Annotated in this window: 21 protein-coding genes; 16 read left to right on the top strand and 5 right to left on the bottom strand. The window is 57.8% G+C overall.

Translation table 11 applies throughout. From position 1 onward, the window contains the following. Positions 1-45 precede the first annotated feature (45 nt). A complete protein-coding gene (locus tag HGT1_RS02835; protein WP_176248470.1) occupies positions 46-276 on the bottom strand; it encodes a DUF2842 domain-containing protein in 231 nt (76 codons plus the stop codon). A gap of 61 nt (positions 277-337) precedes the next feature. Beyond that, positions 338-1,630, bottom strand: coding sequence for an adenylosuccinate synthase (locus HGT1_RS02840; protein WP_176248471.1), 1,293 nt, complete (start codon positions 1,628-1,630; stop codon positions 338-340). 194 nt (positions 1,631-1,824) lie between these two features. Here HGT1_RS02840 and HGT1_RS02845 point away from each other — a divergent pair, with 194 nt between their 5' ends. The 16 genes from HGT1_RS02845 (at position 1,825) to HGT1_RS02920 (ending at position 16,276) form a co-directional block, all read left to right on the top strand. Then, entirely contained in the window at positions 1,825-2,220 is a 396-nt protein-coding gene (locus tag HGT1_RS02845; RefSeq protein WP_176248472.1) for a DUF6524 family protein, read from the top strand. 156 nt (positions 2,221-2,376) lie between these two features. Continuing rightward, positions 2,377-2,736, top strand: coding sequence for a preprotein translocase subunit SecG (gene secG, locus HGT1_RS02850; protein ID WP_176248473.1), 360 nt, complete (start codon positions 2,377-2,379; stop codon positions 2,734-2,736). Between the two features lie 178 nt (positions 2,737-2,914). Next, positions 2,915-4,564: a CTP synthase gene (locus HGT1_RS02855; RefSeq protein ID WP_176248474.1), complete on the top strand. Its 1,650-nt coding sequence runs from the start codon at positions 2,915-2,917 to the stop codon at positions 4,562-4,564. A gap of 21 nt (positions 4,565-4,585) precedes the next feature. After that, positions 4,586-5,368 carry a 23S rRNA (adenine(2030)-N(6))-methyltransferase RlmJ gene (gene rlmJ, locus HGT1_RS02860; protein ID WP_176248475.1) on the top strand — a complete coding sequence of 261 codons (783 nt, stop codon included), beginning with the start codon at positions 4,586-4,588 and terminating at the stop codon, positions 5,366-5,368. 9 nt (positions 5,369-5,377) lie between these two features. Beyond that, complete coding sequence (locus HGT1_RS02865) at positions 5,378-5,671, top strand: DUF1330 domain-containing protein (RefSeq protein WP_176248476.1); 294 nt, start codon at positions 5,378-5,380, stop codon at positions 5,669-5,671. 106 nt (positions 5,672-5,777) lie between these two features. Further along, entirely contained in the window at positions 5,778-6,215 is a 438-nt protein-coding gene (locus tag HGT1_RS02870; protein ID WP_176248477.1) for a TerB family tellurite resistance protein, read from the top strand. Positions 6,216-6,252: 37 nt separating this feature from the next. After that, a complete protein-coding gene (locus tag HGT1_RS02875; RefSeq protein WP_176248478.1) occupies positions 6,253-6,693 on the top strand; it encodes a TerB family tellurite resistance protein in 441 nt (146 codons plus the stop codon). Positions 6,694-6,817: 124 nt separating this feature from the next. After that, on the top strand, positions 6,818-7,594 hold the full coding sequence (locus HGT1_RS02880) for an ABC transporter ATP-binding protein (protein WP_217902969.1): 777 nt from the start codon (positions 6,818-6,820) through the stop codon (positions 7,592-7,594). A gap of 29 nt (positions 7,595-7,623) precedes the next feature. Further along, positions 7,624-8,358, top strand: a complete 735-nt coding sequence (locus HGT1_RS02885) for a transporter substrate-binding domain-containing protein (RefSeq protein WP_176248479.1) — start codon at positions 7,624-7,626, stop codon at positions 8,356-8,358. A 172-nt stretch (positions 8,359-8,530) separates the two neighbouring features. Continuing rightward, on the top strand, positions 8,531-9,337 hold the full coding sequence (locus HGT1_RS02890) for an ABC transporter permease (protein WP_255200086.1): 807 nt from the start codon (positions 8,531-8,533) through the stop codon (positions 9,335-9,337). Next, complete coding sequence (locus HGT1_RS02895) at positions 9,334-10,140, top strand: ABC transporter permease (protein WP_176248480.1); 807 nt, start codon at positions 9,334-9,336, stop codon at positions 10,138-10,140. The genes HGT1_RS02890 and HGT1_RS02895 overlap by 4 nt, the downstream gene beginning before the upstream one ends. Before the next feature lie 98 nt (positions 10,141-10,238). After that, complete coding sequence (locus HGT1_RS02900; protein WP_176248481.1) at positions 10,239-11,573, top strand: glutamine synthetase family protein; 1,335 nt, start codon at positions 10,239-10,241, stop codon at positions 11,571-11,573. Between the two features lie 10 nt (positions 11,574-11,583). Next, on the top strand, positions 11,584-12,264 hold the full coding sequence (locus HGT1_RS02905) for a type 1 glutamine amidotransferase (RefSeq protein ID WP_176248482.1): 681 nt from the start codon (positions 11,584-11,586) through the stop codon (positions 12,262-12,264). After that, entirely contained in the window at positions 12,264-13,622 is a 1,359-nt protein-coding gene (locus HGT1_RS02910) for a glutamine synthetase family protein (RefSeq protein ID WP_176248483.1), read from the top strand. Before HGT1_RS02905 ends, HGT1_RS02910 begins: the two co-directional genes overlap by 1 nt. A gap of 75 nt (positions 13,623-13,697) precedes the next feature. Further along, entirely contained in the window at positions 13,698-15,002 is a 1,305-nt protein-coding gene (locus HGT1_RS02915; RefSeq protein ID WP_176248484.1) for an FAD-binding oxidoreductase, read from the top strand. Between the two features lie 95 nt (positions 15,003-15,097). Next, entirely contained in the window at positions 15,098-16,276 is a 1,179-nt protein-coding gene (locus HGT1_RS02920) for a DegT/DnrJ/EryC1/StrS aminotransferase family protein (protein WP_176248485.1), read from the top strand. A gap of 136 nt (positions 16,277-16,412) precedes the next feature. Here the strand turns inward: HGT1_RS02920 and phaR are convergent, their stop codons facing one another. From phaR to HGT1_RS02935, 3 genes are all read right to left on the bottom strand, one after another. Next, complete coding sequence (phaR, locus tag HGT1_RS02925) at positions 16,413-16,991, bottom strand: polyhydroxyalkanoate synthesis repressor PhaR (protein WP_176248486.1); 579 nt, start codon at positions 16,989-16,991, stop codon at positions 16,413-16,415. A gap of 134 nt (positions 16,992-17,125) precedes the next feature. Next, positions 17,126-17,569 (bottom strand): phasin, PhaP, encoded by a 444-nt coding sequence (locus HGT1_RS02930; protein ID WP_176248487.1) that lies wholly within the window; start codon positions 17,567-17,569, stop codon positions 17,126-17,128. Between the two features lie 141 nt (positions 17,570-17,710). Beyond that, positions 17,711-19,516, bottom strand: coding sequence for an alpha/beta hydrolase (locus tag HGT1_RS02935; RefSeq protein WP_176248488.1), 1,806 nt, complete (start codon positions 19,514-19,516; stop codon positions 17,711-17,713). Positions 19,517-19,575: the final 59 nt, after the last annotated feature.

The following is a 19,575-nucleotide window of genomic DNA, read 5'->3' on the forward strand; positions in this document are numbered from 1 at the left end:
GTGTGACAAGACGAAAAAAAACGGCCCCCGATGTGGGGCCGTTTTCTATTTCGGGGTGTCGGCTTTTTGCGGGTCTTCCTGGCCGACCCCCTTGAACACAAACTTGAACGGTATCGCCCAAATGATGCCCAGCCCGACATAGACCACAAGCTCGATCCAGAAAGGCGGCCTGTCAAACAACGCAATCACCGCGACAGCCGCGATGATGTAGGCGGGCAATCCGATCAATAGAATGACCAGCGACCACCTGCGTCGCGCCTTGTAACTCAATGCCATTGTCACTCTCCTGTTGCGGTGCGCATCCCTTCAGGTGATGTCGCACCGCCCAAAGTCAAACCTAATCGGCAAAGGGATCCGTAACCAGAATCGTGTCTTCCCGTTCGGGCGAGGTCGACAGCAAGGCAACGGGGCAGCCAATCAACTCTTCGACGCGCCGCACGTATTTGATCGCATTGGCGGGAAGATCAGCCCAGCTTCGCGCCCCTTCGGTCGATTCGGACCAGCCGGGCATTTCCTCGTAAATCGGGGTGCAGCGGGCCTGCTGGTCTGCCGCCGTTGGCAGATACTCAAGCGTCGCACCGTCCAGCTCATACCCCGTACAGATCTTGAGCGTCTCGAACCCGTCAAGCACGTCCAGCTTGGTGAAGGCGATGCCGTTCACACCGGATGTGGCACAGGTCTGGCGTACCAGTACTGCGTCAAACCAACCACAGCGGCGCTTGCGCCCGGTCACGGTGCCAAATTCATGGCCCCGCTCGCCCAAACGCTGCCCGTCCGCATCATGCAGCTCTGCCGGAAACGGCCCTTCGCCAACGCGGGTGGTATAGGCCTTAACAATTCCAAGGACAAAATCGATGGACCCTGGCCCGATTCCCGTGCCCGTCGCGGCCTGACCGGCAATCACATTCGATGACGTAACAAAGGGATAGGTGCCAAAATCGATATCAAGCAACGCACCTTGCGCGCCCTCGAACAAAATCCGTTTCCCGGCTTTGCGCTGCTCGTTGAGCACTTTCCACACAGGGGCCGCATATTCCAACACCGATGGCGCGATCTCGCGCAGGGCCGCCAGCAAGGCATCCCGGTCAATCGGCTCAAGCCCCAGCCCGCGGCGCAACGCATCATGATGCACCAGGGCACGGTCAACACGCAGCTCAAGCGTGGCATCATCCGCCAGATCCGCAACCCGAACCGACCGACGACCTACCTTATCCTCATAAGCCGGCCCAATACCGCGACCCGTTGTGCCGATCTTGGCAACGCTGGTCTGATCTTCGCGCGCGCGATCAAGTTCGCCGTGAATAGGCAGGATCAACGGCGTATTTTCCGCAATCATCAAGGTTTCAGGGGTGATCGTCACACCCTGCTCGCGCAGAATCGCAATCTCCTTGACCAGATGCCAAGGGTCCAGAACGACACCATTGCCGATCACCGACAACTTGCCCCCGCGCACAATGCCCGATGGCAACAAGCTCAGCTTAAAGACCTTACCGTCAATAACCAGCGTGTGCCCGGCATTATGCCCGCCCTGAAAGCGCGCGATCACATCGGCCCGCTCGCTCAACCAGTCGACAATTTTGCCTTTTCCCTCATCGCCCCACTGAGCGCCTACGACAACAACATTGGCCATGATGATATTCCTTTAACGGTGCAAACCCGCGTCGGTATAGCCGCGCCAGCATGGAACCGAAACTGCAAAATGACATCTTCGCTTCTCTGGCTCATAAATATCCTCGCCGAAGGCGAATTCTTTCGAAGCTCCCATAGACTTTTATGCCTTCGGCGAGGATATTTGGAAGCCAGAGAAGCAAGGGAACAAATTGAATGGGTTTTATCATCAGATGGCTCTGCGCCTATGCGCTTCTCGCAATCACCTTCAACCCGACCGACTATAACTACATCAATTGGGTGCGCGATTACGGGCATATGAACATGTCTATCGCAGTACTGCTGGGTCTGCTTCTTTTCATCGGATATGTCATCTATCTGCGCGCCACCCTTCGGTCCATCGGCGGGCTTGGCATGATCTTGGTGCTGGCGGTCGTGGCCGCCGGGCTCTGGGTCCTATTCGATTACGGGGTGCTCAGGCTCGACAACTCCGACTTCAATGTCTGGCTGGGGCTGCTGGCGCTCAGCTTTGTGCTGGGCATCGGACTGAGCTGGAGCATCGTGCGCCGCGCGGTGTCAGGCCAGGCAGATGTCGACGACGTCGAAGACTGAATAGGCGGGATGGCGGGCGGGGCGTCTTGGCCGCTGGGCCAAGCGCGCCGATGCCATCCGGAGCGCCTTGAGCCGCGCAAGGGGCAATCGTTACTTGCCCCCATGGTCAAACATGCCTAGATACCTCCAAAGTTCAAACCAAAGCCGTAGGTATTCATGGAAAACGTTGTCCTGATCGTCCATCTCATTCTGGCCCTCGGCCTGATCGCCGTTGTCTTGCTACAGCGGTCAGAAGGCGGCGGCCTTGGTATGGGCGGCGGCGGCGGCGGTGCCGTATCCGGCCGGTCCGCGGCGACTGCCATGGGCAAGATCACATGGGTGCTGGCCACTCTTTTCATCATCACGTCGATCACCCTGACCATCATTGCCGCGGAGAAATCCGCCGGATCGTCGGTTATTGATCGTTTGGGTGCCGCACCGGCTGCACAGAACGACGCACCGGCCTTGCCAGAAGGCGACAGCCTGCTGCCGCCGACACCTGCCGATAACACGCCACAGGTTCCGACAGCGGATTAATCAATCCCTACAACAGCTTGAGGCAAGGCCAAGTTTCGTAACAGGATGTTGCGACTTGGCCTTGCCTTACCGATCCTAAATCTGTTAGCCTTAAGTCCCGTGGTGCTGCGGTTTTACGCAGCTCATTTGGCTGGCTTTTGCCACATCAAATTTGAACTTCACGGGGGTCTTCGATCACATGGCACGCTATATCTTCATCACCGGCGGTGTGGTTTCCAGCCTGGGCAAGGGTCTGGCATCTGCCGCCTTGGGGGCATTGCTGCAAGCGCGGGGATTTTCGGTACGTCTGCGCAAGCTGGACCCTTACCTGAACGTCGATCCCGGCACGATGTCGCCTTTTGAACATGGCGAAGTCTTCGTGACAGATGACGGCGCTGAAACCGACCTTGATCTGGGCCATTACGAACGGTTCACCGGTGTGGCCGCGCGCAAGACGGATTCGATCAGTTCAGGCCGTGTCTATTCCACGGTTCTGGAAAAGGAGCGTCGCGGCGACTATCTGGGCAAAACCATTCAGGTGATCCCGCATGTCACCAATGAGATCAAAGATTTCCTGCATATCGGCGATGACGAGGTTGATTTCATGCTCTGTGAAATCGGCGGTACAGTGGGCGATATCGAAGGCCTGCCGTTCTTTGAGGCGATCCGCCAGTTCAGCCACGACAAGCCGCGCGGGCAATGCATTTTCATGCACCTGACGTTGCTGCCCTATCTGGCTGCCAGCGGAGAGTTGAAGACAAAGCCGACCCAGCACTCGGTCAAGGAATTGCAAAGCATCGGCATCGCGCCTGATATTCTGGTCTGCCGGTCCGAGCATCCGATCCCCGAAAAAGAGCGCGAAAAGATCGCCCTGTTCTGTAACGTGCGCAAAGAAGCCGTTGTTGCCGCATATGATCTGAAAACCATCTATGATGCGCCGCTGGCCTATCACGCCCAAGGTCTGGATCAGGCCGTGCTGGACGCGTTCCAGATTTCGCCCGCACCAAAACCCGATCTGGCTGTCTGGCGCGATGTGTCTGACCGTGTGCACAACCCCGAAGGCGAGGTCCGCGTGGCCATCGTCGGGAAATACACCCAGCTTGAAGACGCCTATAAATCCATCGCCGAGGCATTGACCCACGGTGGCATGGCCAACCGCGTCAAGGTCAAGGTCGAATGGGTCGATGCAGAAGTATTCGACAAAGCCGATGATGTTGGCCCGCATCTGGAAGGATACCATGCGATCCTTGTGCCCGGCGGGTTTGGCGAACGCGGCACCGAAGGCAAGATCAAAGCCGCGCAATATGCGCGCGAACACAAGGTCCCCTATCTGGGCATCTGTCTGGGCATGCAAATGGCCGTGATCGAAGCGGCGCGTAACGTGGCCGGTCTGGCCACTGCCGGTTCCGAAGAATTCGATCACGAATCCTCGGGCAAAAAGCGTTTTGAACCGGTTGTTTACCACCTCAAGGAATGGGTGCAGGGCAATCACAAGGTCGAACGCAAAGTCGGCGATGACAAGGGCGGCACCATGCGTTTGGGTGCCTATAACGCGACGCTGAAAGAAGGGTCACATGTGGCCCAGATTTACGGCAAGACGTCGATTGATGAACGCCACCGTCACCGCTACGAGGTCGACACGGCCTACCGCGAGAAGCTCGAGAAAGTCGGCATGACTTTTTCGGGCATGTCCCCGGATGGCAAGCTGCCCGAGATCGTTGAATGGGCGGATCACCCGTGGTTCATCGGCGTGCAATTCCACCCCGAACTCAAGTCCAAGCCCTTTGATCCGCACCCGTTGTTCAAGGATTTCATCCGCGCGGCCAAGGAAATGTCCCGGCTCGTCTAATCTCGAAAAAGGCGGCCGAATATGCTAAGTTATCAACATATCTACCATGCGGGCAATTTGGCCGATGTTCACAAACACAGCCTTTTGGCGTGGATGTTGGGCTATATGACCCGCAAGGACAAACCGCTGACCTATATGGAAACCCATGCGGGTCGCGCGCTTTATGATCTGTCGGATGCGCCCGCCCTCAAGACCGGCGAGGCGGTGCAGGGCATCGGGCGCGCCCGCGGCTGGTTCGGCAAGGATCATCGCTATACCCGTGTGCTGGATGCTGTCGCACAGGATCACGGCCCCGATTCCTATCCCGGATCGCCCCTGATCGCGGCGAAATTGCTGCGCGAGACCGACAACATCCATCTGGCCGAACTGCATCCCGGTGAATTCAGCGCGCTTGATCTTGCGATGTCGCCTTTCAACGTCAAATGCCACTATCGCGACGGGTTCGACATGGCCTTTGCATTGACGCCCCCGACCCCGCGGCGCGGATTGATGCTGATTGACCCCAGTTTCGAGATCAAGACCGACTATGTCGATATCCCCCGCCACATTGGCAAGCTGGCCAAGGCGTGGAACGTCGGAGTGATTGCGCTTTGGTACCCGATCCTGACCTCCAAGCTGCACCAGCCCATGCTCAGCGCGCTGATGGGCGCGCATCCTGATGCCTTGCGCCACGAAGTCGGCTTTGCCCCTGCCCGTCCGGGGCATGGCATGATCGGATCGGGAATGTTCGTGATAAACCCGCCCTATGGTCTGAAGGAAGAAGCCGCTAAGCTGGCCGGGAAATTCAAATCCCTTCCAAGATAAGGAATCACCATGCCCAAAGGTTACTGGATCGCCAATGTAGACGTGCATGACGCGGCTGTTTACGACAAATACCGCGCTGCAAATGCGAAACCCTTTGCCGATTACGGTGCCAAGTTTCTGGTGCGCGGTGCCACTGCGGATGTGCGCGAAGGCACGTCGCGGCCCCGTATCGTTGTGGTCGAATTCCCCAGCCTCGCCGATGCAATCGCCTGCTATGAAAGCGCCGGTTATCAGGCGGCCAAAGACATCCGCGCAAGCGTGTCGGACGGCACCTTGGTCATCATCGAAGGCTATGCACCCTAAGGGTTGCGTCCTTTATACATCAGTCTTTCTGCATCGCTGATTCTTGCGGAACAGATCGGCAGAATCAGTGTTAAATACCCTGAACGAAACCACCTAGTGAGCACCCATGTTCGAACGCCTGTTCCCACGTCGCAAACCTGATCCCAAACCCCTGCCCCAACCCACGCCGCAACTGGCATTGGGGGCGCTTTTGGTGCGTGTGGCCTTTGCCGACAAAAGCTACCGGGCAGCCGAAGTAAGCCAGATCGACCGTATCCTTGGGCGCACGTTCAACCTCAAGCCGCTGGATGCCGCCAAACTGCGCGCCACCTGCGAAGCGTTGGAACGTCATGCCCCCGGCACACCGGAATTCGCCACCATCCTGCGCGAGGAAGTGCCCTATGCCGACCGCAAGGCGCTTGGCGATGCGATGTGGTCTGTGGCATTGGCGGATGGCGGCCGCGACGAAGACGAAGAAATCCAGCTGCTTGCCATTGAAACAGCGCTTGGGCTGACGGATCAGGACATGGCAGCCGCCCGCGAAAACGCGCTCAAGGCATTGTAAGCTTGGCCTTTGTTGGCGGCGGCTTTATATCACCCTCATGTTTGCAGATTTCCTAAAACGGCTGACACAGCCCGAACCCGCCCAAATGCCCGATGCCGATGCGCGTCTGGCCCTGACCGCCCTTTTGGTCCGCATTGCCAAGTCCGACAATGACTATGCCCCGGCTGAAAAGGCGCGCATAGACCAGATCACCGCCAACCGCTATGGCCTGACCCCGGCTGATGCCGAAGCCCTGCGCGCCCGGGCCGAAGTGCTCGAGACCGAAGCCCCCGATACCGTCCGCTTTACCCGCGCCATCAAGGATGCCGTCCCCTATGACGCGCGCCTTGGCGTGATCGAGACGCTATGGGCGGTCGTGCTGGCCGACGGCACACGCTCTGACGAGGAAAACGCCCTGCTGCGATTGGTGACAAACCTGCTGGGTGTGACCGACACGGACAGCGCGATGGCCCGCCAGCGGATCGAAGACCGCGGCTAGTTTGCACAAGCCTTTGGCTTTACGCAGGGTCAACGCCGTTTATTTAGGCAAAAACCAAGTTCCGGATTGCAAATTCCCCCCGGAATAACCTTTAATCGCTCAACCAGCGCAACAAGGATGCCTCGTGACACAACAGCCCCCTGTGATTGAGATCAGAAACCTTCACAAAGCCTACGGCGCTTTGGAGGTCTTGAAAGGTGTGTCGATGACGGCACCCAAAGGGCATGTGATTTCACTGATCGGCTCGTCCGGTTCTGGCAAATCGACGCTGCTGCGCTGCTGCAACCTGCTGGAAGACAGCCAGCAAGGGGATCTGATCTTTAACGGGGAACCGGTGAAGTGGAAGGGCGATGCGCATAACCGCCGCCCCGCCGACCCCAAACAGGTGCTGCGCATCCGCACGAACCTGTCGATGGTGTTTCAGCAGTTCAATCTGTGGGCCCATATGACGATTCTGCAAAACGTGATGGAGGCCCCGCTGACGGTGTTGCGCCGGGACCGCGACGAGGTCGAAAAATCGGCCCGTGCCTATCTGGACAAGGTCGGCATCGGCGACAAATGCGATGTCTATCCCGCCCAGCTTTCCGGTGGCCAGCAACAACGTGCCGCCATCGCCCGCGCCCTGTGCATGGAACCGGAGGCCCTGCTGTTCGACGAACCCACGTCGGCACTGGACCCCGAGCTGGAGCAGGAAGTGATCAAAGTGATCAAAGATCTGGCAGCCGAAGGGCGTACCATGCTGATCGTGACCCATGACATGAATCTGGCCGCCGATGTGTCCGACCATGTCGTGTTCCTGCATCAGGGCCTGATCGAAGAACAAGGGGCACCGGACCAGCTGTTCGGCGCACCCAAATCGGAACGTCTGCGTGGGTTCCTGTCACCGGGCCACGTGTCGTAAATTGAACGAGTAAGTTGGGAGACTTCAAAATGAAAAAACTACTGTTGGCGACAGCCGCCCTCGCGCTGAGCACCGGTTTCGCAATGGCCGACGCCCATGGCAAAACCATCCGCATGGGAACCGAGGGGGCCTACCCTCCCTATAACTTCCTGAACGATGCCGGCGAAGTTGACGGTTTCGAGCGCGAAGTCGGCGACGAACTGTGCGCCCGCGCAGAGCTGACCTGCGAATGGGTCACAAACGAATGGGACAGCATCATCCCGAACCTCACATCCGGTAACTATGACACCATCATCGCCGGCATGAGCATCACAGACGCCCGCGAAGAAGTCATTGATTTCACGCAGAACTACTTCCCGCCAGCGGCATCCGCCTATGCGGCGAAATCGGCTGACGCGGACATCGCAGGTGGCGTTGTTGCTGCACAAACCAGCACAATCCAAGCCGGCCACGTTGCCGAATCCGGTGCCACATTGCTGGAATTCGCAACCTATGACGAAACCGTTGCAGCCGTGAACAATGGCGAAGCCGACGCTGTTTTCGCTGACAAGGACGCTTTGGCACCGACTGTCGAAGAATCCGCAGGTGCGCTGATGTTTGTTGGCGATGACGTGCCTTTGGGCGGCGGTATCGGTCTTGGCCTGCGCGAAAGCGACACCGAGCTGAAAGACAAGTTTAACGCGGCCATCCAGTCCATGAAGGACGACGGCAGCCTGAACAAGCTGATCATCAAATGGTTTGGCGAAGGCGCGAAAACATTCTGATATCAGAATTCTGATCCTATGGGGGGCGGCGTCACACCCGCCCCTTATCCAAAACCAAGACGCCATCTAACGGCGCAACCTTTTGGGACATTTCGTTATTTTTGCCTGCACCGATCCACAAACGCTTTCTGGCCTGTCCTGGCTGACCTGCTACCTGACCACGGGTAAGCATCTGGCGTTCTATGGGGCGTTCGGCACCGTGCTTTTGCTGCTGGCCGTGACGGCCCCTGCGGCGATGGCCTTTGGCTTTGGCGGGGCGATGGCCGCGCGGTCGCGGATTTTGCCGCTGTCATGGCTGGGTCGGGGCTATATCGCCATCGTGCGCGGCGTGCCTGACATTGCCTTCTTTCTTTTCTTTGTGATCGCGCTGGATCAGGGCATCGAATACCTGCGTCACAAGATCAAATGCCCCGACTGGGACGAACCGCTGCGCCAGGGCAGTGATTTCATTGTCTGTCAGGCGGCCAAGATGCCCTTGGGCAATTCCCCGCAATGGATCCACGAAGCCTATGGGTTTTCGCTGGCCGTGCTGACCTTTGCCATCGTGTTCGGGGCGTTTTCGGCCAATGTGCTTTACGGGGCCATGCGCGCCGTACCACATGCCCAGCTTGAGACAGCCGAGGCTTACGGCATGTCGCCCCGCCAGACCTTCTGGCGCGTGTTGGTGCCGCAAATGTGGGTCTATGCCCTGCCCGGTTTGGGCAACCTGTGGATGGTGCTGATCAAGGCCACGCCGCTGTTGTTCCTGCTGGGCGTCGAAGACATCGTCTATTGGGCGCGTGAACTGGGCGGGGCGAAGACGCCACGCTTTACCGACTTTCCGCACCCCGACTGGCGCATGTGGTATTTTCTGGCGCTGCTGGTATTTTACCTGTGCTTCACCCGTGTCTCCGAAATCGTGCTGGACCGCATCATGCGCCGGTTGACGCGCGGCCAAGCCACAGCCGGTGGCGAAGCCCAGCGAAAGGCACTGACATGAGCTGCTGGGAAACCGTTCAGGCTTACGGCCTCCGCTCTCTGGGAATCGGCGAACGCTTGCTGCCGCGAAATGACTTTACCTTGTGTGAACAGTTCACCCTGATCGGGTCGGGCATGATCTGGAACGTCTATTTCGGGCTTTTCGCGCTGGTGTCCGGCTTTGTGCTGGCAACCGCCCTTGCCGTGGCCAAGGCAAATCCGAACCCGTGGCTGCGCAAACCGGCGGAATGGTTCATCTTTATCTTTCGCGGCTCGCCGCTGTTCATCCAGTTCTTCTTTGGCTACTTCCTGTTTCTCAGCCTGAAATCCGTGCATCCGTTTTTTGACGCCTTCACCTCGGCTTGGCTGGGCGCGCTGGTGGTCTTGTTCTTTAACACCTCCGCCTATTCCGCCGAGATTTTCTATGGCGCGCTGCACTCCATTCCCAAGGGCGATACCGAAGCCGCCGATGCCTATGGCATGTCAGGCTGGCCGCGTTTCAAGAGGGTGATCTGGCCCACGATGCTGCGTCTGGCATGGCCCGCCTATACAAACGAAGCGATTTTCCTGTTTCACGCGACCACATTGGTGTTCTTTACCGGCTTTCCCGCACTGCAACAGCGCGGCGATGCGCTGTATTATGCCAGCTATTTTGCCGACAAAACGTTCAACCCCTTTGTGCCCTATCCGATTTTAGCGATGTATTTCATCATGTTGACGCTGGTTATCATCGGCGTCTTCGGGCTGATCAACCGCCGGCTGAACAAACACCTGCCGCAAAATCAAATTCGGAAAATTCGCTTGCGTCCCAATCTGATACGGTAGTATCAATCTTTTGATCAAATTATTTGGCGCGTGGGCGTCAATCCCGGTTTTCGACCTTCGAAAAACCCGTTTCATGCCCGCCGCTTACAAGGTGTGTTATGAAAAACTGGCTCCGCAAACATCCTCAGGTCCGCACAATCCGTGTGGCCGCCGCCGACCTGAACGGTCAGGCCCGTGGTAAACGTATCCCCACACGCTTTGCCGATAAGGTCGTCGAAGACGGCACCCGCTTTCCCATGTCTGTCCTCAACCTTGATATCTGGGGCGAAGACATCGACGACAGCCCGCTGGTGTTTGAAAGCGGCGATGCCGATGGCGTATTGTTCCCGACCGAGCGCGGTTTTTTGCCGATGCCATGGCTTGATGCGCCATCAGCCCTGTTGCCGATCTGGATGTTTCACGAGGATGGCCGCCCCTATGCCGGTGACCCGCGCCATGCCTTGCGCGCCGTTGTGGAACGTTTCAAAGACCGCGGCCTGACCCCTGTCTGCGCGGTCGAGCTTGAATTCTTTCTGATCGACGATTCGGGCCGCAAATTGCAGGTGCCAATGTCACCGCGATCCGGCAAACGCCGCAAGGCCGCCGAAACCCTGTCGATCCGCGCGCTGGACCAGTTCGATGAATTCTTCACCGATCTGTATGATGCTTGCGAAGAAATGGATATTCCCGCCGATACCGCCATTTCCGAGGCCGGCTTGGGCCAGTTCGAAATCAACCTGATGCATTGCGATGATGCCCTGCGCGCCGCCGATGATGCGTGGTTCTTCAAGATGCTGGTCAAAGGCCTTGCCCGCCGCCACGGCTTTGCCGCCAGCTTTATGGCGAAGCCCTATGAGGATTATCCCGGCTCCGGCCTGCACACGCATTTTTCGGTGCTCGACAAGAACGGCAACAACATCTTTGACGATGGCGGCCCTGACGGCACGGCCATCATGCGCCACGCCATTGCAGGGTGCATGAATGCGATGGCCGGATCGTCGCTGGTTTTTGCGCCCCACGCCAACAGCTTTGACCGGATGGTGCCGGGTGCCCATGCGCCCACAGGTATTTCATGGGCCTATGAAAACCGCACGTCCTCTATTCGTGTGCCTTCGGGCAGCCACAAGGCACGGCGGATCGAACATCGCGTATCGGGCGGCGATGTGAACCCCTATCTGATGTTGGCCGCCGTCTTGGGGGCCGCGATAAACGGGATCGAAGACGCGATTGATCCGCCCCCCCCGATTACCGGCAACGCCTATGCCGCCAACCTGCCCCAGATTCCCGGCGACTGGAAAACCGCAATCGATAAATTCGAAGCCTCGCCCGAGGTCGCGCGGATTTTCGCGCCCGAACTGATCCGCAACTTTGTCCTGACGAAACGCCAAGAACTCCATTATATGCAAGAGCTTACCCCACAAGAACAGGTCGAGATATATCTCGACACCGTATAAGGGCACCGTGATGAAAATCGGCATACTTCAAACCGGCCATTCCCCCGACAACATGAAAGACCAGTTGGGCGACTACGGTGAAATGTTCACCAAACTGCTGGGCGGGCATGATTTCGACTTTCAGATCTGGTCGGTCGTCGATGGCGAGTTTCCGGATTCTGCGGTGGATGCAGACGGGTGGTTGATCACCGGGTCCAAATTCGGAGCCTATGAGGATCACGACTGGATTCCGCCACTAGAACAGCTGATCCTTGCCATTCGCGACACCGGTCGCCCGCTGGTCGGCATCTGCTTTGGCCACCAGATCATTGCGCAGGCCCTTGGCGGCAAGGTCGAAAAATTCGCGGGCGGCTGGTCTGTCGGGCGCACCGAATACACCGTGAACGGTCAGCCGATGGCCCTGAACGCATGGCATCAGGATCAGGTCACCGCCCTGCCCCAAGGGGCGCAGGTCGTGGGATCATCCGAGTTTTGCGCCAATGCGGCACTGCTGTATGATGACCAGATCTGGACGATCCAGCCCCACCCCGAATTCAACGCCGATTTCATCGACGGGCTGATCCGCACCCGCGGTAAAGGTGTGGTTCCCGACGCGCAACTGTCAGCCGCGGCCACGCGACTGGATGCCCCCACGAATAACGCGGATATCGCGAAACATATTGCCGAATTCTTCAAAAAAGAGAGACCATAATGTCCGACTGGATTGACGACCTTCCCCAAGCCGCCCGAGAGTATCTGGAAGGCAAACGACTGGATGAGGTGGAATGCATCATCCCCGATCTGCCCGGTATCGCGCGCGGCAAAGCCGTGCCTGCCAAGAAATTCGAACGGCAGGAATATTTCCACCTGCCCGACAGCATCTTTTACCAGACCATCACCGGTGAATGGGGCGAAGCCGCAGGGGCCGAAGGGTTCATTGAAAAAGACATGATCCTGCGCCCCGATATGTCGACCGCCACTGCCGCACCGTGGACAGCCGACTGGACGCTTCAGGTGATCCATGACGCCTATGACCGCGATGGCAATGTGGTGGAATATTCCCCGCGCAATGTGCTCAAACGCGTGGTTGACCTCTATCACAAGCAAGGCTGGGACCCCATTGTCGCCCCCGAGATGGAGTTCTTTCTGGTTGCCCGCAATCTGGACCCGGCCCATGCGATCAAACCGATGATGGGCCGCTCTGGCCGCCCCGCTGCGGCGCGTCAGGCCTATTCGATGACCGCCGTTGACGAATTCGGGCCGGTGATCGACGACATCTATGACTTTGCCGAAGCCCAAGGGTTTGAGATCGACGGCATCACGCAGGAAGGCGGTGCCGGCCAGCTTGAGATCAACCTGATCCACGGCGACCCCGTGCGGCTGGCGGATGAAGTGTTCTATTTCAAACGTTTGATCCGCGAAGCCGCCCTGCGTCACGATTGCTATGCCACCTTTATGGCCAAACCGATCGAAGACGAACCCGGCAGCGCCATGCATATGCACCATTCGGTGCTGGACATCGAAACCGGCCAGAATATCTTTTCGGATTCGAACGGGGATGAAACGGAAGCGTTTTACCACTTCATCGCCGGTATGCAGAACCACATGCCCGATGCGCTGGCCGTGCTGGCCCCTTATGTGAACAGCTATCGCCGCTACGTCAAAGACCACGCCGCCCCGATCAATCTGGAGTGGGGCCGCGACAACCGCACCACCGGCATTCGCGTCCCGCTGTCCAAACCTTCGTCGCGCCGGGTTGAAAACCGTCTGGCCGGCATGGATTGCAACCCCTATCTGGGCATCGCGGCATCCTTGGCCTGTGGCTATCTGGGCCTGATGGAAAAGAAGCAACCCAGACCGGAATTCAAGGGCGACGCCTATGAAGGCGACGGTGACATCCCGCAGGTTTTGGGATCGGCGCTGGATTTGTTCGAGGAAGCCACCGAGATGCACAAGGTTCTGGGCCCTGATTTCGCCCGGGTCTATGCCATCGTCAAACGCGCCGAATACGATGAATTCCTGCAAGTCATTTCCCCGTGGGAACGCGAGCACCTATTGATGAACGTTTGATCCGGTCGCCGGTGGCGGATGCCTTCGGCGAGGATTTAAAACCATTTGGAAGCGGGGGAAGGAGCCCTTTTTACAATGAACCTGCTTTATGCGAATGATAGAAAAGCCGCCTATCCTGACAGCTGGTACGCGGCCACGGCCACGCCCTTGCAACAGTTCCCCCCCCTAAAAGGGGCAACCAAGGCAGATGTTTGCGTTGTGGGGGCCGGCTATACCGGCCTGTCTGCGGCGCTGTATCTGGCCCAAGCGGGGCGCGACGTGGTTTTACTGGATGCCCAGCGGGTGGGTTTCGGTGCGTCCGGGCGCAACGGCGGGCAGTTGGGCAGCGGCCAGCGGGTTGAGCAAGACACGCTGGAAAAGATGCTGGGCATTGATCATGCGAAAAAGCTGTGGGACTTGGGCGAAGATGCCAAGGCCTTGGTCAAGGGCCTGATTGCCGAGCATGACATCGATTGCCATCTGAAACCCGGTGTCGCCTGGACCGCATCCACCGCCAGCGACCTGCGCCATTTGCACGACTATGCGGACCATCTGCGAAACCACTATGGCTATGACCAGATCGAGGTCTTGGACCGTGCCGCCCTGCAATCGGTCTGCCCTTCGCCCGATTACAAGGGGGGCATCCTGGATATGGGGGCCGCCCATCTGCATCCGCTCAACCTTGCCCTGGGGTTGGCACGGGCCGCGCAAAAGGCGGGCGTGCGGATCTATGAAGGTTCTGCGGTGCACCACATCAAGGAAGGCGCAAAGGTCACGGTTCAGACCGATGGCGGGCAGGTTCTGGCTGACCATGTGGTATTGGCGTGCAACGGCTATCTGGGCGGATTGAACCGCAAGGTCGCTGCCCGCGTGATGCCGATCAACAATTTCATCGCCGCCACCGAACCGCTTGGCGACCGGGTGCGCGATGTGTTGCCCCGCGACGTCGCCGTGGCTGACAGCCGTTTTGTGGTGAATTACTTCAGGCTCAGCCACGACGGGCGGCTGCTGTTTGGCGGCGGCGAAAGCTATGGCTACAAATTCCCCAGCGACATCGCAGCCAAAGTCCGCAAACCGATGTCGGTCGTGTTCCCCCAGCTCAAAGACGTGGCAATAGATTATGCGTGGGGCGGTACCCTTGCCATTACCATGAAACGGCTGCCCTATCTTGCGCGCGTGGCACCGAACATCCTGTCAGCGTCGGGCTATTCCGGCCACGGGGTCGGGACGGCAACCCACGCAGGGCAACTGATGGCGCAGGCCATAATGGGCGACAGTGACGGGTTCGATGTGATGGGCACGATCCCCACCACCCCCTTCCCCGGCGGTGCCGCACTGCGCACACCTTTGCTGACACTGGCGATGACCTGGTACAGCTTGCGCGATAAACTGGGCCTCTAGTCACAAATGTTTAACACGGCCCCTTCCTGAATTCGCTTGGCCTGAGGGCAGGCTTGTTTTACAATTCTGAAAACAAGTATTCAGGATTTTGAAATATGAGCCTGCCAGACATGCACCGCGCCGAAGCCATCCCGCAAGAGGCCCGCGCCGAAATCGAACGGCTTTTGCAAACCGGCGATCTGTTTCGCTATACCGCAGCCGCCGACGCACCTGTGTCCCTGCTCGAGGCAGAATTCGCCCAGATGATGGGCAGCCGCTACGCCCTTGCAGTCTCCTCCTGCTCGGCCGCGCTTTTCCTGTCGCTGATGGCGCTGGATCTGCCGAAAGATGCTCGGGTTCTGATCCCGGGCTTCACCTTCGCGGCGGTGCCCTCATCGGTGATCCATGCCAACTGCCAGCCGGTCCTATGCGAAGTCGGCGATAACTACCGCATTGATATCAAAGACTTCGAAGCCAAGCTGCCCTCGGTTGATGCCGTCATCATCAGCCATATGCGCGGCCATACCTCCGACATGGACGCAATCATGGCGCTGTGTGACGCGGCAAACATCCCGGTGATCGAAGACGCGGCCCATTCGCTTGGCACACTATGGCACGGGCAGAAAATCGGCACGATCGGCAAGATCGGCTGCTTCTCCTTCCAGTCCTACAAAATGGTCAACGCCGGCGAAGGCGGGATCATGATCACCGATGATGCCGACCTGATCGCACGCGCGATTATCATGTCCGGTGCCTATGAACATAACTGGAAGAAACACCAAGGCATCGCTGACGCCTGCGACCGCTGGCAAAACAAACTGCCGCTCTACAATCTGCGGCTCAACAACCTGTCCGCAGCCCTTGTGCGCCCGCAACTTGCGCAATTGCCACGCCGCGTTGCCGACGGTCTGCGCAACCACGACTATGTCGCAGCCAAACTGAACGCCTCCCCCCATATCAATGTCCCTGCCCCGCTGGCCCCGGAAACCCGCGCACCTGACTCGATCCAGTTCAATATGGTCGGGCTGGACGATGACACCATCCGCGCCTTTGCCGCCGCCAGTGCTGCGGCAGGTGTCAAAGTGCAGGTCTTTGGCCAAAGCACCGATAACGCCCGCGCCTTCTGGAACTGGCAATTCATCGAAAACCTGCCAGAGCTTCCACAGACCCGTAAAATGCTGATGGCCGCCTGCGACGTCCGCCTGCCCGTCCAACTCACCCAGAACGATCTTGATGCGGTGATCGACGTTCTTCTGGGCGCGCTTCAAACCGCCACAGGTACCCAAGCCGCTTGAACACGGCCTTTCATTTTGCCCGATAAACTCCCGCCGGAGGCATCAGCCTTGCGCAAAAAGCCCACCCTTTAACGGGGTGGGCTCAGGCATTATCCGGATCAAAAAATAGAAATCGCACGTCAGTGCGTCCGCAGGATCACTTCAGCTTGGACAGTTTTTCCTGCAAGTCGGCCAATTGCTGCTTGATCGCGTCCAGACTCTCGTCCTGATCCTTGGCGGATTTGCCCGCTTTGGCAGAACTCTCCGGCTCTTTCTTGGGCATGCCGGGCCATGCTGCCGGGATATTTCCGGTCATGGCTTTCATAAAGGCTTCCTGCTGGGCCTGCATCACATCAAACCCGGGCATTTTCGACATCGGGTTGATCGTGTTGATGTTCTCCAACACCCGCGACTGGCCGTCGCGCAGCATGTCAAAGGAGGCTTTCAGAAACTGCGGCACAACGCTTGCGCCAGGTGACATGTAACTGCGCACCAGATCATTGAGCACATCAACCGGCAAAACCGATTCACCACGGCTTTCGTGATCTGCAATGATCTGCAGCAAATATTGGCGCGTCAGATCATCGCCGGATTTCAAATCCATGATCTGAACTTCGCGCCCATCCCTGATAAAGCCCGAAATATCCTCAAGCGTGACGTAATCGCTTGTTTCGGTGTTATAAAGCCGCCGGCTGGCGTAGCGCTTGATAAGCAGAGGCTTGTCTGTGTCGGCCACGGTGGATCCTTCCCAAATTGCGTGCTGCATTGCAGCTTAGGGCAGCGCGTTTCAAAAAGAAAGGGCACAAAGAAAGGGCAGACTTTTGCAAGCCTGCCCTAACACTCATGAAAGTGCTCTAACCTGACGGCGAATTACTTCGCTGTGGCTTTTTTCGTAGCTTTTGTCGCGTCGTCTGTCGCTTTTTTCACGGCAGCTGTTGCTTCTTCGGACATGTTCTTGCCCGCAGCCATCATCAGCTCGACTGTGTCCATCTGGACGGATTTTGCGATCTCGGCGAATGCGGCCATGTGCTCGGCTGCAACTTCGGCAGAGGCAGATGTGAAATCTGTCATTGCTTTTGCGTAATCGGCTGGCTCGGTCTTGGCTTTCGACATTTCTGCCAGCTTGGCCAGAGTTTCTTTCTGCCATTTGCTGGAGATTTCTGCAGATTTCTCGGCAGCTGTCAGCGCAACGCCGGACAGTTTTTCATTCAATGTAGCCGTTGTTTTGAACGCATCGTTCATGGCTGTTGTATCAACTGGGAATGCGCCCATAACGTCTTTCATCATGGCGGCGATATCTGGTGTCTTTGTCATAGTCTCTTCCTCTTTCGGTTGAGAGCGGCGAGAGCCTGCTCGTTCTGGTATGACACTGATATACATGCTGCGGTGCGGCATTTCAAGTTTTTTCTGCACCGCAGCATAAGATAATTGACGTTGGGGAAAAGAACAATCAGATCAGCTATTTGCCTTTCGCGCGACATATGTTCCGGGGGCATCGCACAAGATTTCCTGACCATTCGCGCCCGGTATGCGTGCATCTACTTCGTCGCCTTGATGATTCTCCAGCCAGCTTGCCCAGGTCGGCCACCACGATCCGGCATGGAACTCGGCCGCTTCCAGCCAGTCTTTGTAATCCAGTGAAATGTCGGGGTTGGTATAGTGACCGTACTTGCCCTTGCTGGGCGGGTTCACGATCCCCGCGATATGGCCCGATTGGGTCATGATAAAGGTCTTGTCCTTGCTGCCCATTTGCTGGACCCCGCGGAAACTGTCCTTCCAAGGCGCGATGTGATCGGTTTCGCATCCGACAGCCAGCAGCGGCACGTCGATATCGCCCAGTTCAAGGTGATGGCCCAGCAGGTCAAACCCGCCATCGGCCAGCTTGTTTTGCTGGCACAAGCCGCGCAGGTATTCCATCGCCATGCGTTCCGGCAGGTTCGCCCCGTCCCCGTTCCAATAGAGCAGGTCAAAGGCCGGCGGCGTATCACCCAGCATATAGCTTCTGATCGCCGGCCCATACACCAGATCGTTCGAGCGCAAGAACGAAAAGGTCCGCGCCATGATGATGGACGGCAAGATGCCCTTATCCTTGGTTTCGGCCTCGATCCCGTCGATGAAATCATCAGTCAGGAAGGGCTGGAATTCGCCCTGATCCGAAAAATCGGTAAGCGCGGTAAAGAAGGTGGCGGATTTGACCGATTTGTCACCGCGTTGCTTGAGCAAGGACAATGTCAGCGACAGTGTGGTGCCAGCGATGCAATAGCCCACCGCGTTCACCTGATCCTGTTTCGTGATCTTTTTGACTTCCTCGATGGCCGCGATGAAGCCTTCCTCGATATAGTCGCCCATGCCGACGTCGTGATAGCTTTTGTCGGGGTTGACCCAGGACACCATGAACAAGGTATGCCCCTGATCCACGATCCACTTCACCAGGCTGTTCTGTTCCTTAAGGTCCAGAATGTAGAATTTGTTGATCCAGGGCGGAAAGATCACGATCGGTGTGGCATGCACCTTTTCGGTCGTGGGCGTGTATTGGATCAGTTCGAACATGCGGTTGCGAAACACCACCTTGCCCGGTGACGTGGCAATGTTGCGGCCCAGTTCGAACGCTTTTTCATCGGCCAGCCGGACGATCATCTCGCCGTTATTCGCCTCGAGGTCGGAAATCAGGTTTTCCAGCCCCTTGATCAGGCTTTCACCTTCGGTGGCCACCGCGCGTTCCAACGCGTCGGGATTGGTGGCCAGAAAATTGGTCGGGCTCATCATGTCGATGATCTGGCGGCTGAAATACCCCAACCGCTGTTTCTCGCGCGGTTCAAGGTCGGGCACATCGGCAACCGCCTGGCTCAGCGCCTCGGAATTGATCAGATATTGCTGTTTTACAAAATTGAAATAAGGGTGGGATTTCCACAAAGGATTGGCAAAACGCCGGTCGTCGGTCGGGGCATCGGCGGGCGCTTCCAGCTTGCCCTTGGCCAATGCCTTTTGCGCCTCGACAAAATGCGAGACGGATTTGGTCCAGAATGACACCTGATGCTCGATCAGCTTGGCGGGATTCTGTACCGCCTCGTTCCAATAGGATTGGGCGGCCTTGGCGAACAGCTCTTGATTCGGCGCGTCCAGACTGGCCTGGTGCCCCTCCCGGTTCAGCATAATCTGCGACAGCCGCGCGCCCAGAGCCTCAACTTTACTCATATTCTCGGTCATCCGGGCCAGTGCAGCAGCGTCCGGTTCAGTCGGTTCATTCGTTTTTGTTGTCATTGAACTTTTTCCTCCCTATGTTTGCACTTGCAGCATCGCGCCGTCCTGACTGGGAGGGG

Origin of the sequence: Sulfitobacter sp. HGT1, assembly GCF_013282155.1 — a bacterium.
GTDB lineage: Bacteria > Pseudomonadota > Alphaproteobacteria > Rhodobacterales > Rhodobacteraceae > Sulfitobacter.